General features: G+C 38.9%; 12 protein-coding genes. 5 read left to right on the plus strand and 7 right to left on the minus strand.

Annotated features, from left to right (window positions below; all coding sequences use genetic code 11):
- Positions 1-4 precede the first annotated feature (4 nt).
- The 4 genes from ACM0OT_RS05895 to ACM0OT_RS05910 all read right to left on the minus strand — a co-directional run bounded on the left by ACM0OT_RS05895 (position 5) and on the right by ACM0OT_RS05910 (position 5,151).
- Positions 5-610, minus strand: coding sequence for a ferric reductase-like transmembrane domain-containing protein (locus ACM0OT_RS05895; protein WP_414563480.1), 606 nt, complete (start codon positions 608-610; stop codon positions 5-7).
- A 337-nt stretch (positions 611-947) separates the two neighbouring features.
- Complete coding sequence (locus ACM0OT_RS05900) at positions 948-2,273, minus strand: ATP-binding protein (RefSeq protein WP_414563481.1); 1,326 nt, start codon at positions 2,271-2,273, stop codon at positions 948-950.
- A 99-nt stretch (positions 2,274-2,372) separates the two neighbouring features.
- A complete protein-coding gene (locus ACM0OT_RS05905) occupies positions 2,373-3,659 on the minus strand; it encodes a tellurite resistance TerB C-terminal domain-containing protein (RefSeq protein ID WP_414563694.1) in 1,287 nt (428 codons plus the stop codon).
- A gap of 136 nt (positions 3,660-3,795) precedes the next feature.
- A complete protein-coding gene (locus ACM0OT_RS05910; RefSeq protein ID WP_414563482.1) occupies positions 3,796-5,151 on the minus strand; it encodes an ATP-binding protein in 1,356 nt (451 codons plus the stop codon).
- 87 nt (positions 5,152-5,238) lie between these two features.
- On the opposite strand from ACM0OT_RS05910, the gene ACM0OT_RS05915 reads away from it, so the two are divergent.
- From ACM0OT_RS05915 to ACM0OT_RS05930, 4 genes are all read left to right on the plus strand, one after another.
- Positions 5,239-5,559 (plus strand): TMEM14 family protein, encoded by a 321-nt coding sequence (locus tag ACM0OT_RS05915; RefSeq protein WP_414563483.1) that lies wholly within the window; start codon positions 5,239-5,241, stop codon positions 5,557-5,559.
- A gap of 865 nt (positions 5,560-6,424) precedes the next feature.
- Positions 6,425-7,663, plus strand: a complete 1,239-nt coding sequence (locus ACM0OT_RS05920; RefSeq protein ID WP_414563484.1) for a phosphotransferase family protein — start codon at positions 6,425-6,427, stop codon at positions 7,661-7,663.
- Positions 7,664-7,718: 55 nt separating this feature from the next.
- Positions 7,719-8,807, plus strand: coding sequence for a T3SS effector HopA1 family protein (locus ACM0OT_RS05925; RefSeq protein WP_414563485.1), 1,089 nt, complete (start codon positions 7,719-7,721; stop codon positions 8,805-8,807).
- Positions 8,808-8,862: 55 nt separating this feature from the next.
- Positions 8,863-9,309, plus strand: a complete 447-nt coding sequence (locus ACM0OT_RS05930; protein WP_414563486.1) for an acyl-CoA thioesterase — start codon at positions 8,863-8,865, stop codon at positions 9,307-9,309.
- Here ACM0OT_RS05930 and ACM0OT_RS05935 read toward each other — a convergent pair.
- Genes ACM0OT_RS05935 through menA form a run of 3 tightly spaced genes read right to left on the minus strand, consistent with a single transcriptional unit; the run spans position 9,292 to position 12,514 of the window.
- Positions 9,292-10,677: a 2-succinylbenzoate--CoA ligase gene (locus ACM0OT_RS05935; RefSeq protein ID WP_414563487.1), complete on the minus strand. Its 1,386-nt coding sequence runs from the start codon at positions 10,675-10,677 to the stop codon at positions 9,292-9,294. The genes ACM0OT_RS05930 and ACM0OT_RS05935 overlap by 18 nt on opposite strands.
- Positions 10,662-11,609, minus strand: a complete 948-nt coding sequence (locus ACM0OT_RS05940; protein ID WP_414563488.1) for an o-succinylbenzoate synthase — start codon at positions 11,607-11,609, stop codon at positions 10,662-10,664. The genes ACM0OT_RS05935 and ACM0OT_RS05940 overlap by 16 nt, the downstream gene beginning before the upstream one ends.
- Entirely contained in the window at positions 11,609-12,514 is a 906-nt protein-coding gene (gene menA / locus ACM0OT_RS05945; RefSeq protein ID WP_414563489.1) for a 2-carboxy-1,4-naphthoquinone phytyltransferase, read from the minus strand. The genes ACM0OT_RS05940 and menA overlap by 1 nt, the downstream gene beginning before the upstream one ends.
- A 275-nt stretch (positions 12,515-12,789) precedes the next feature.
- Here menA and ACM0OT_RS05950 point away from each other — a divergent pair, with 275 nt between their 5' ends.
- Complete coding sequence (locus tag ACM0OT_RS05950) at positions 12,790-14,220, plus strand: isochorismate synthase (RefSeq protein ID WP_414563490.1); 1,431 nt, start codon at positions 12,790-12,792, stop codon at positions 14,218-14,220.
- The last annotated feature ends 19 nt before the right edge of the window (positions 14,221-14,239 follow it).

A 14,239-nucleotide genomic window follows, 5' to 3' on the forward strand; every position in this document is an offset into this window, starting at 1 on the left:
CTACTTAATCAGACAGTGGTTCTATTGATTTCTGTTCTTTAACTTTTGGAGGATTTTTCATTTGCCGCTCTAGCCAACGTCTTCGTAAAAATAAAATGATCATTGTTGCCATTCCTATGACTACCAAAGGAGTCATAAAATTCCAATGTCCAGACATTTTGTCATTAATGTGCCAAAAAAGTAAAAACATTGCTACATAGGTTAATTGATGTAGCTGTCGCCAATTCTTCTTCATTTTTTTGACACACCAATCATTAGATGTGACCGTTAGCAGTGTGAAAATAATAAATGTTGCCGAGCCATGCACATATACTCTATAAGTAGTCAAATCGAAGAAATCGAAATTTCTTTTAGCTATTAAAAGCCAGGCATGTCCTAAAGCTAAAACAAAAGCTAAAATTCCTAATTGGCGGCGATATTTCAATAGCTTGATGGGAAATTTAGCCTTCTTTAAAGCAGGAAAAGCTATTCTTAAAGAAGTTGGAAGCAAAGTTAAAATATAACTAACTATTGCCAAACAACCTAGCAAATTAGCTGGCGGAATTGAATCGTAAAACCATGTTGCGTGCATGATGCCATCTTCCGTATTTATTACTGTAGACTTATTCAAGTAGTAATGGGAAGATTACGGATTTTTATAGATGAAATTTATGGGAAATTCTTTGTTTAGTGAGAAAATATACTAGGGAATATGAATTAAATAACATACAAGTCTAGTTTTTGACCTCACCCCGCCTTTGACTTGCGTCATAGTCTCCCCTCTCCTTACCAAGGAGAGGGGTTGGGGGTGAGGTTCTGTATTTTATTAAATCCACATTCCTAAACTGAGTTTGACAAGTTTGACAGTGAGCGATCGCATCACTGCTTACTCCTCAAACCCGCTTGTCACCATCACCGAAATTTAATACATAAATAAAATAGAAAAGCAACCACCCACAGACAGCTTTTTACAAATTAAACTCTGCGGCATTATCATCCTTATCCAGATCTTGCCCCATCGCAGTGGGTTTAAATTTAGAACCATGAATGAGTTCACTAAAATTAATTTCTGGATTGTGATGGAGAAGATTTAGTACACTAATAAAATCGCGGACAATTTCCCCAGGCGTGAGTAAAGCTTCTGCACCTAAGCGAGTAACAATTTCTTGGACAAATTCTTTTAACTGACTATTTTTTAAAGTCTGTTCATAACCGAAATTGAGTGCATGGATTTCAGTTAAGCGTTGCAAAAGGGTGAGAATTTCTGTTTCACTCAAAGGGTTCAACCGGATAACTGGCCCCAAATACTCCTGTACGCCTGATTGTGTAGCAAAACGACTTTCTTTTGTACGTCTTCTCCAAGCTTGGTCTGCAAATAGTCCCCGATTGGGGTCTTCTAAAAATTTGGTTGTTCCACCGATGAAAATGCCCAGATGTTCAGCTTTGCATTGCATGGTGTCATTAAACATTGCTAGCAATCTACGATAATTTTTATCCCGCGTTACAGTCGTAGATATTTGGTACAAATTTACAGCTTCATCAACTAAAATTAATAGCCCTTTATAGCCAATTTCCGCGACAAATTTAGCAAAGATTTTAATGTAATCATACCAACTATCATCATCAATGATAACGCGTACCCCTAAAGCTGCTTTGGCTTCAATTTTAGTGCTGAATTCTCCACGTAACCAGCGCATTGCTGCATTTTTTAAATCATCATTATCTGAGCGATATCCACGCCAATACGCAATAATCACACTACCAAAATCAAAGCCATGTACTAAATCTTCAATATATTGAACTACTTCCCGAATTTTTGCTTCAACTTGGTCATCAAAACCATCATCATTAGGACGTAAGTTTGTGTCTTTGACAACTTCTTGTTGAATCTTATTAATCCATCCTTCTAAAATTGAAACTAAAGCACCACCATCAGGACGCGTTTTTGTGGCTAGATGGCTCATTAATTCGCGGTAAGTTGCTAAACCTTCGTTATTAGTTCCTGCTAATCGGCGTTCAGTAGATAAATCAGCATCAGCTACCACAAAACCTTGTTCTAAAGCCCGGTTACGAAGTAGTTGCAGGAGAAAGCTTTTACCTGAACCATAGTTACCAATTATGAAGCGAAATGCTGCTACACTTTCTGCGATGTCATCGAGGTTTTGTACTAGGCTTTGAAGTTCTTTTTCCCGACCAACTGCTATATATTCAACTCCTGTTCTCGGTACGACTCCAGCACCTAGAGATTTAATTAAAGCAGTAGAAATTTTTTTCGAGATTTTGAGCTTTGCCATGTAATTCACGTGACTGGATGTTCAACACAGAGGCAGATAGTCGGTATTTTAGGCATAATACACCTAATTACTGATAATTTTCAGATGCAGTAGCAGTATTTAATTAGAGGAGGGATGTTTAGCAATGAGTTCTGCGTACACGGCCAGGATTTTTCTGACGTTGATCATATGCTCTTGATAAACTTCGGGAATTTCCAAACTCGGTTCAATGATTAATTCACCAATAGTATCATTTGCATGTTGATTAATAGAATCAATTAATAGATTTGGCATAGTAATATTTGTTTCGGCAATCTGCTTAATAGTAGGCTTGGGGTTCTCTTGTTCTACTATGGCTTTTAATACTTCAATTTCATGATTGGGCAATTGTTCTAAAAAATTCTGCCATTCTTCAGGTAGAAGCTCAGAAATGTGAGATTGAGCATGGTGTGACTCTAAAGGTTCAACCAATTCGGAAAATGGAAATAACTCATTTTCATTTTCTGGGAGATTGTCAGGTGAAATATCCTGATTAAAATTTTCTGTTTGTTGCAGGAGTTCCCAAACTTGATTTTGTAACAAGTCTCGTTCTTGTTGTAATAAAGAAACTTGTCCTTCAACCTGCTTTAATTCTGATTGCTTTTCTGTGATTTTGTTTTGCAATTCATGGAGATTTTCTGATAATTTTTCTGTCTCATTTCTTGTAGTTATTAGTAATTGATTCTGCTGGTTAACCTCTATTTCTATTTCTTGAATTTGAATCCGCAGTTCATACATTTTTTCCTCTAGCTGCGGCTTGAGTCTACCTAACAAGCTTAAATTACTTTCAAATTCTTGTTTTTCTTGCTGAAGTTGACAAATCTGATTTTGTATCTGAGCAATTTCCGATTGATGTACATGACAATTTAACTCCAGACGACGTTTTTCAGCGGTGAGGTGAGAACAGGTCTTATTCAGTTCTATCTTATTTTTTTCTAGAGTTTCTAGTTCGGTACTTAGAAGATTAGTTTCAGATTCTAACTGCTTTTTTTGCCCCGCAAATACTCCTAAATCTCGATGGAGACTATCTCTTTGGTTGCGACAATCTAATATTTGATTTTCTAATTTTTGCGACTCTGCATATAGTAAATTACGATGTTCTTCTATTTCGTTAATTTCTCTAAAAATGCGCGATTTTAGTCCTTCTGTTTCTTTAATTCGCTGATGGAGTGAAGTGAGAACTAGCATTTCATAGTTTCTGCGGCGCTTATCTATAAATAATGCTGCGGCATAGGTAGCTAGTACCGTAATTATACCTGTAATCAAAGCTTGATTAATATCCCAGCTGGGGACAAGACTAATGCCAAAACTCACACTAAAGGCGACTATACCTAGGATATATCGATTGCTTACCATTGCTGATTGCATATTGGTTATTTTGAGCATATTTGATTTAGGGGCAGTAAGTAGCTCTGGTGCTAAAATATTTAGTTGTAACTATTTGTGCATAAAATTTGTGCTGTAAGTATAAAAAATTATCATCACTAGCCATTGAATTTGGTGGCTAAGTGGGGGACGCTTGTTTATTTGGGGTTGATAGTGATAAATTTGCTTTGAAAAAATTCACGAACTGTTGAGCTGTGCGTCCAGAACGCCCATTGTGGCGAGTTGCCCACTGTAATGCTTGATATTCTAAATCTTCCTGGGTGATATTAATTTCGGCTTGTGCTGCTAAATGTCGGACAATGGTTAAATAAGTTTGCTGATCGGCTGCCTCAAAAGTTAAGGTAAGGCCAAAGCGATCGCTAAACGATAGTTTCTCTTGCATGGTATCCCAGGCATGGATTTCTTCGTTATCTTTGGGAGTTGGTCTATCTGCAAAAAACTCTCGAATCAGATGGCGGCGATTGGAAGTAGCATAGACAACTACGTTTTGTGGTCTAGCAGTTAAATTGCCTTCTAAAACTACTTTAAGCGCTTTAAACGCATCATCATCTTCTTCAAAGGACAAGTCATCGACAAAGATAATAAATTTTTGTGGCAAACCTCGCAGATGTTCCACAATTTTTGGTAAATCTTGCAAGTCAGACTTGGCTACTTCCAGCAACCGCAGCTGGCGATGGCCATACTCGTTTAACAAAGCTTTTACCAAAGAAGATTTTCCTGACCCCCGACTACCATAAAGTAATGTGTGCAGTGCGAACTCTCCTGATAATAAAAACTCTGTATTCTTAATCAAGATATCTTGCTGAGACTCGTAACCCACCAAAGTACTCAACTTTACTGGATCAGAATGCTTGATACCTATAAACTGGCCATCTTGCCAGCGCAAGGCATGATATTCTGCGAATAAACCCGTACCAAATTGCCGATAATGATCTGCCAAATCTTCTACAGCATCCGCCCAATTTTCCAACTTTGGTAAAGACTCTATTAATTGTTTCTCCATCTCTAGTCTGTCTTGTTTTTTGTACCACACGACAGGAGAAACGGGTAAATGGGCGACAGTTTGCACCCATTCACTCAAATAAGCGCTGCTACATTCATAAAGACTCTGCAACGCCTGTAAATCATGCTCGGCGGCTGCTACTAATGCCGGGGGTAAATTCTCAAACTCTTGCTGTTGAGCTAACCTGCTAAAAGGATTCTCGGATATGAGAATTTGAGTAATTAGGTAGTCCTCCCAAGTTTGATTTTTAGCAGCTAAGGCATAAAAATAACTGCCATAAGCTTGGAGGCAGCCCCGTGCATCGGCATCAGTGTAACGTATAGCTTGCAACAGGTCAATAAATGCTATCCCTACTTCGTTTTGCAGGACGGATTGGTACAGTAAGAGTGATGCTGCTTGACGTTGGAGAAATTGAATCTGTCCTTGACTATAGGATGAAATACTGGCTCTGGGCATCGCTTGATTATCCATCAATCAACTGGGTGATGTAGCTAAACAGCTATGGTAAATTGTCTGCTGACCCTGGCAGCAAAATCAAAATCTACATAGGTTTTAACAATGAATTCAAGTATAGTTGCTGCTCTTGCCTACGGTATATTAGCGATTGTTGGTGGCATTGTTGGCTACATGCAGGCTAATAGTCAAGTTTCCCTCCTCAGTGGTGTGATTAGTGGTTTACTGCTAGTTTTGGCTGGTTATTTGCAAATCCAAGGTCAAGCATGGGCTTTGATTTTAGCAGTTTTAGTTACAGCAAGTTTAGTGTTTTTCTTTGCTCTAAGGTTGGCTAAAACACGCAAGTTTATGCCTGCGGGATTGATGACCATTCTCGGTGTACTGGCACTAACATTTATGGTAAAGCAACTAGTTACTGGTAGTTAATAATTATCTTTATCCAGTTTTGTTTCAGTCTTTATAGTACATTTATATTACCACAGAGTTAGTTTTGTCACGTTACAAAGTATGAACGAAGTCAGTGTATGATAAATTACTGGCTGTGTTAGTTATTAGTTATTTTCTTCTCTAAAACAATACCTGCGCTAATAGTCTGAAACGCCCACAGTTTTGGAGCCTGGGGCTATCCTTACTCAGCTCACCTGGGTGGTTGAAATACTGACAAGCGGCGGAGATAGCCTTTGTTTGGATAGCCGCACCCTTGTATGGTGTGTGATTTTGGCGATGGTATTGATAAAAACATCATTAATTTACTGCCTAAAAGATCCGGTTTTATTCGGTTGGCGATGATAAATAAAAATAGGGTGGTATGTAATTTTTACGGTGTTAGTGAACTGAGAAAGTTTAGTCTATGGTTTGTCAATACATTTGGTGAAGGGAAAATCACTCTCAAAAATGAAATCAATTATTACTTATTGCTGTATTTGGCAGCATCCTATCAGTAAAAACAAAGTTGTAAATTTTGATATAAAATAATTAGTATTTTTCTTCAATCATCACCTAACATGGAGATAAATGTATGACATTTTTGAAATATAAAATCGTAAATTTCTGGATATAATTCAACAAAGTTATTAAAGATTTATTAATATTGAGTATTAAAGCCCTAATTAAAAAACAAATTTATCTTGCCATTTTGGCAGGTTTTTAGTTAACAAATGAGATTTAATATATTAGAGCAATCACGATTGATATTCACACCCTTGTTGCTGTCTACCGAAACTGCTAAAGCTAAATCAATCTTAAACTTCAGGTGATTTTCTCAGCAATTTTACGAAGTAGGACATAATACATGTTATTACCACTGTCTTCTCACAACGTTATCCAGTATCTGCAAGAGGTGGGTGTGTGTGGCTCAACCGATGGAGCTGATAACGAATATGAGTTACTAGAAAGTAGCCAGAATAATATTAATTTACTAGTGAAGTTGGCAGATAATCGCCAACTGCTAGTTAAACAAAAACTGAATATTGACAATGATGGCACTCCCCATGAATTTTTTAATGAGTGGCTATTTGAACAATTGCTGCAACAGTTTCCAGTACTAGGTAACATTTCGGAGATTGCACCATTAATACTACATTTTGATGAGGAAAATTCCATCCTTGTCCGTAACTACTTAAGTGAATATTTGGATTTAAGCAGAGTTTATCGCCACAACGATGAATTTCCGGCAGAGATTGCCACTGTTATTGGCAGCACATTGGCGGGGCTACATCGCGCCACTTTCCAACACCGAGAATATCGTAACTTTATGGCGACTGCGCCCCAAGGACAGTTTCGCTATAGCTTTTACAATCCAGCCCAAGGGGTAGACTCAATTAGCCCGGAGATTTTTGGTACAGTTCCCACCGAGGCGCTGAAATTCTACGTTCTATATCAACGTTATGAGAGTTTGGAATCTGCGATCGCAGATTTGGCCCATGAATGGCAACCTTGCTGCTTAACTCACAACGACTTGAAATTAGATAACATCTTAATTCATTCTCGTTGGCAGCAATTAGATAATTGCCTGGTGCGACTAATTGATTGGGAAGCTTGTGCTTGGGGAGATCCGGCGTTTGATTTGGGAACTCTCCTAGCCAGTTATTTAGAAATTTGGTTTGCGAGTCTGGTAGTAGATCCTTCCATTGAGTTAGAAGAATCGCTGCATCTGGCAATGACACCATTAGAGGTGCTGCAACCTTCCTTACTGGCTTTGATTCGGGCTTATGTGAATGCCTTCCCCATGATTTTGGAGTACCGCAGTGATTTTTTAGTGCGAGTGATTCAGTTTACCGGGCTGGCATTAATTCATCAAATTCAAGCAACAATTAATCATCGTAAATTCTTTGGCAATGGGGAAATATGTAAGCTACAGGTTGCTAAAAATCTCCTGACTATACCCGAACAATCTGTACTGAGTATCTTCGGTGTTTCTGAGTCAGAAATTCTCAACCCTTTGGGAAAGGATCATAAACTGCCGCAGCCGCAAAAAGAACCGCAATTAATTCGTCTCTATTACGAAAAAACTCGTTTGCGGGGTTGTTGATTATCAGAAGTTGGTCATAGGTTTCTAAATTTTAATTATACTGTTGAATCGATTAATGCTAGATTATTCTACCAATCCACTGCTAACCTCTTTGCTCGATATTGCTAGTAATATTCAAATCGAGGCCAACTTTTGTATTTACCATCCCAATTATCAACCTTTTGCTTTGCCCACTAAAGTAGCCGACAGATTTCGGCACAATTCGGCGGCTTTACAGCATAAATATCTCACCTTGCTACTGCGGAATTTCCTCTACGGTATCTATTACAATGGTTCCCTGCAAAGCATTTTGGCAGTCAATACCGAAAAGGCTAATTGTTCGTCACCCCAAAATTTAGAAAATAATTCTATTTTGGATGTGGATTGGGAATTTTACGAACAACTACAAGTTAGCAATCACGGTAAAGGTTATTTTGACCCTAGTTGGCAGATATTGCGTCTGGAACCAGATGGTAGTATGGCAGTGAATAAAGGCGGCTTGACATTATATATTGAGCCAAATTGTCATCTCCAGCCCAGCCAAAAATCTGCCAAAGCTGGTGATTTCGTGGCGATTTGGATGCCCAAAAATCGTCTGCAAAATAGCTGTTACTTAGCAGTGAGTAATATTGGACAAGAAAAGCAGGATAACCCCGACGCGGATTTAGGTACAGGAAGAATCTATTTTAATTTCACCTCATCTGGTGCGATCGCCTGTATGGATGGACTAACGCAGCAATTAAATGCAGCTAGTATTCCGTTTACTTTTCAAGTTCTCTACAATCCTGTGGCCTATGGACGCTATGACTCCGGGTTACTATACTTTGAACGCCAAGACTATCCAGCAATTCACAAAATTCTTCAGGCTGTTTATACAGAGAATCAGTCTTATTTTCAAGCCGAAATCCCTTTGTTCACCAAGTTTTTAGCCCCAGGATTAGGTTTAGCTGAAGAACCCACCCAAAAATTCGCCGCCCAGGAAAGTTTTGGGATGAACCGTTGCCAAATTCTCGCCAATGCTTTGTTGGAGGCTTGGCAAAAAGGTAAAAATGCAATGGAGGAGCGCATGAGAACTATTGATCAACATTTTGCTCACCATTTCATTGATTTGCAGCGTCCCTATCTCAACCCTAGTTCGGAAGATATCTATCAACCTTTGAAGTAAAATTTGGTTGGTAAAGTGGGCTGAGGTCTGCTATTTGTGGTTTAAATGTAACAACATGTCTTTTACTTATCACCGGACTGTTTACTTCCAAGATACGGATGCTGCGGGAGTAGTTTATTTTGCTAATGTTTTGAGTATTTGTCATGAAGCTTATGAAGCCTCTTTAGCAGCATCGGATATTAATCTCAAAGATTTTTTTACTAATCCATCTGTAGCTTTTCCTATTGTTCACGCTAATGTGGATTTTTTTCGTCCTGTGTTCTGTGGGGACAAGTTAGAAATTAATTTAATTCCTCAAGAAATAAGTGTTAATAAATTTGAAATTAATTACGAAATCATGGTATCTGAAGTGGTAGTTGCTAAGACGATTACTCGTCATGTTTGTATTGATGTAAATAGTAGAAATAAGCAAGATTTATCTGGTGAGATTATGCAGTGGTTGGAAACTAACCGCAGAGACGCAGAGGGTGCGGAGAGGAGAAGATCACGAGAGGTTTTGTAGAAATTTTAGGGCTATTTGTTGTAGTTGTTGGCGGTTGATTTTCCCTTGGGCGTTACGTGGTAAGGTGGGTAGCGGAATCCAGTATTTAGGAATTTTGAATTTGCTGAGTTGATGAGTGAGGTGAGTTTGAATTTTGCAGCTGGAAATATTTGAGTTTTTGGGAATATAAATTGCTGTTACTACTTGTCCCCAGTGTTGATCTGGTAAACCAATGATAGACACATCGTTAACCATTTGAGTGGCGCGGATTGCTGATTCAATTTCGGCTGGGTAAATATTTTCTCCGCCTGTAATAATTTTATCGCTGCTACGTCCAATAATATTTAAATAACCTTGGGTGTCTAAAAAACCTAAATCATCAATTTGTAAATAATTTTGATTTTCCCAGGTGTGGGGATAGTAGCCAAGGGTTAGTGATTGAGCCTGAATGGTAATATTTCCTATTTGGTTGGGCTGTAAAATTTCACCATTTTGATTGCGAATTGTTACCTGGGCATGGGGGAGAATTTGACCACTGCTTGTGATACCACTGAAAAAATCATCAGGTTTGAGGGTAGCAATTTGTGAGGCTGTTTCTGTCATGCCATAAGTTGGTGCTAACCGGATGCGGTGAAATTTCGCTTTTTCTAATAATTCTGGCCAAGCTGGGCCACCTCCTAAAAGTACAGTGGTAAATTGGGCTAGCCATGCTGTTAATTGGGGATTTTGGAGGAATATTTGTAGTTGAGTGGGGACTAAAGATATAAAAAAATCTGCCGGATTAATCGGGAATATTTGACCAGATATTAATTCTTTGAAGGGTGCGATCGCTAGTTTGCCGCCAGTGGTAAACGAACGCATAAATTGCATTAAACCGCTGACATGATATAGAGGTAACACACAACAAGAATTTACTTGCTGGATTTGAAAATATTCGGTAAATCCTTGAACAGATGCCGTCAGAGTTTCCCATGTGTGGATAGCAAACTTAATTTGTCCTGATGATCCTCCAGTGGGAATCATGATCAGGGTGTAAGGAGAAGGGAGTCGGGAGTCCGGAGTCGGGAGTAGGAGGGATGGGGAATGTTCAACTTTTCCCCAAATAATGTCTGGTTGGACTAAATCTATAACTTGTTGCCATTCTTGTTTTCCCCAGTTGGGGTTACAGAGAAAAATATGACAATTAGCTGCACAAGCGGCGATGAAACTTGCTATAAACTGTACTGGCTCAGGTTGAGATAAAATAATTTTGGGAGTTTTACCAGTAGCTAATATCTGTTTGAGTTCTAAATATAGTTCTGTGGCTATGTGCTGCAATTCATGATTGTTGTCACCAAGCAAAAAATCATGTTTATTTAGATTTTGTAGATAAACTATAGGTCTTTCCATAAACATTGCAGCCAGGTTGCTTCTTCGTTTGCAAATAAATGGTTAATGCCAAAACCCACAGCCCTATTTTGTAGAGATAGTTCTGCTGCTAGTTGCAGTGCGGCCTGTCTGCCAATTGCCGTTTCCAATACCGATGAAAATACAGCATCAATTTTATGCTGTTGACAAAACTGCCGCAGACGAGACGGTGAACCCACTATCCCTGGTTTGATGACAAAAATACCTCGCCAGCCTTGTTGCCAACAATCCTGCAATTGCTTGAGTGTAGCTACAGATTCATCTAGAGCGATCGCCGTCTGAAAACACTGACTCAATTCCCACATCTGATGAAATTGTTCAACGGGCAATGGTTGTTCCATAAATTCAATCTTTGCGGGGAAATTATCACAAGTTCCTAGCCATTGTTTAGCCTCCTCATAGCTAAGTCCACCATTGGCATCTAATCGCAATTTGCTAGTAGCAGGTAAGCTGTGAATCAGGATGTCAAAAATTGCCAATTCGCTGGCGATCGCATCCACGCCAATCTTCCATTTAAAGGTGTGATATCCCTGCTGCCATAAGCCTTCCCATTGATGTAATGCTGCTTCTCCAGTGGGTAATAAACCAGAAGTGGGGAGTGGGGAGTTGGGAGTTGGGAGTGGGGGGGAGGATGCTGATTCAAAACCAAATTGACAGGCGGGTAAATCATCTGGGATGGCGAAAATAATTTCTTGTGTAATTTCTCCTGGTAATTGGCGGCAAAAATCTAAAGCTTGTTCTAGGGTTTCTGAACCAAACCAGCTGATGGGGGCAATTTCTCCCCAACTGTAGTTACCCGTCGCATCACCAAGACGAATAATTATACCTTCGCGGGTATGCCACATCCCGTGACTGGTAGCCAGTGGTTGTAAAAATTGCCGCCGATAAGGACGAAAATCAAACAGATACCCCATCAACGTCCTGCCAGGATGAATCCTACACCCAACAGCAAGCAACACCAGAAATGCATGTTGACAGCAATAAATTTACAATTACTAACTTTTTCTGGTAAATGATGATTTTGTTGGACGTGGAGGCATAACTGAAAAGCATAAGGTAAACTCAGCCAACTCAGCAAAGTCCAACTTGGGAATATTCCCCACACCACAAAGAGTAAAGTCAGGGGATAAATACTACCTGTAAACCAATATAAGAGTTGGGCAGCTTTTGTTGTACCCAGACGCACCACAGGCGATCGCTTGCCTGCGGTTATGTCATCTTTAACTTGGTGAAAGTGTGAACAAAACAAAATTAAACTGGTGGAAATACCCACAATTACTGAAGCGGCTAAACTGGTCATTGACCAAGCTTGAGTTTGACTATAATATGCTGCTGCCACTGCCAAAGGCCCGAAGGCAAAAAAACAAATAATCTCGCCCAAACCCTGATATCCCAAGCGAAAAGGAGGCCCTTGGTAGGTGTAACCCAAAGCACAGCACAGCAAAATTATACCGATGACAGTCGGGTCTTTTTGCCAAACAGCAATCATTAGTATCCCTAACAAACCGGAAACCAAACACAAGTTTCCTAACCAAAATATTAAGAGCTTATTGCCAGTTAAATTCACTAAGGAATGGCGTTTATTTGCATCAATTCCTGTTTCGGAATCAAAAACATCATTACTGATATTTTCCCAAGCCAGAATTAAAATTGCCGCCCCAAAAAAAGTAGAAAATACTCCTACATTAAAAATTTTGGTTTCCGCAAACGCCACTGCTGTTCCTACCCAAATAGGCATTATTGCCACACTGTACATCGGCGGTTTAATTGCCGCCATCCATAATTTAATCTGAGGACGTGAAACCTGCTTTGTAGTCATCAGTCTTAATTAATTAGATTACCAAAACCTTACTCATAGGTGAAAAGTTACAGCTGATAGAGAACCAGTGCTTTTGTGCGGGCTGGTGAAACTCCCATCAGTAACCGGGATATAACCCAAAACTAAGTATGTCTGATCAGCGTCTGGGAACACCATAAACAAAGCAAACCATACTCTGGTGAAGTGGTAACTGAATATGTTACCTGTAGAAATACGACCACGTTTAAATACACCTTAGGAAGTTAACTTAAAAAAAGTTTACTATTGCTAGATCCATGACAGTTTCACCATGTCGCAGCAACTTCTTTGTCAAATACAAAGATTTATACCAATTTCTCTTAACCGTTCAGGAAAATTGCCTCAAAAATAATTGTCGGCAAATTGTGAGTATTTCGCTGGATATTGACTGGGTAGATCCCCTAGTTGTATTAGATAAACTTACGCAAGCAAATGAAATAAATTTTTACTTTGAGAACCAGGGCAAAGGGGAAGCGATCGCGGCCATTGATACTGTAGCAAAATTAGAAATTGATGGAAAAGAGCGTTTTACTCAAGCTGAATATTTTATCAAATCTTGTTTAAAAAATATAATTAATTTTGGTAGCACTAATCAATCTTTTGCTAAACCTCACTTTTTTTGTTACTTCAGCTTTTTTGATCAAAATACTCAAGCTGATTACCCATTTCCCTGTGCCACCATTTTTCTACCTCGTTGGCAAATCACTGTCAAAAATCAGCGCTGCATATTAATCCAGAATATCTTGATCAACGCCAGTGTGAATATAGAAAAAATATTGCAAAATTTGCATAGCAAAATTGAACTAATTCAATCTTTAGAATATTACTCAACTAATCTGGATTCTTTGCAGTCAAAATTCAATAAAAAATCTGTAACTAATGCTACAGATTTTAAACGTTCTGTTGTATCAATTTTAGAAAAAATTCAGTCTAGTCATTTAAATAAAATTGTCCTAGCAAATGCTTTAGATGTAAATTCATCTAGTCAATTTAATTTATTTAAATCATTAGATAATCTCCGCAAAATGCATCCTAATTGTTATATTTTTTCTACTAGCAATGGTAAAGGACAAAATTTTATTGGAGCTAGTCCAGAAAGATTAATTAGTATTAATAACCAAAAGTTAATCACAGATGCGTTAGCTGGTTCCGCACCCAGAGGTAAAACACCGGTTGAAGATGCTGCTAATGCTAATCGCTTATTAAATAGTGTCAAAGAAAGACACGAACATGCATTAGTAATTGATTTCATTACACAACGCCTATCCCAGCTAGGTTTGTTACCCCAGGTATTAGCACCGCGCCTGAGACAATTATCGAACATCCAGCATTTATGGACACCAATCAGCGCCATAGTTCCGGTGAATGTACACCCATTAAAGATTGTTTCCCAATTGCATCCCACACCAGCCGTTGCTGGCGCAGCGAGAGATTTTGCCTGTGCAGAAATTCGTCGTTATGAAAGCTTCGAGAGGGGTTTATATGCTGCGCCTCTAGGTTGGATAGATGCTAACGGTAACTGTGAGTTTATAGTTGGCATTCGTTCGGCATTAATAGATGGCGATCGCGCTAGACTATATGCTGGTGCAGGTATAGTTGCCGGTTCTAATCCTGATAAAGAATTTGCCGAAGTACAACTTAAACTCCAGGCATTACTTAAAGCATTAGATAATTCGCACAACCCGTAAAACAATACTACAAAAATGT

This window comes from Anabaena sp. CCY 9613, from assembly GCF_963920895.1.
Lineage (GTDB): Bacteria > Cyanobacteriota > Cyanobacteriia > Cyanobacteriales > Nostocaceae > Cyanocohniella.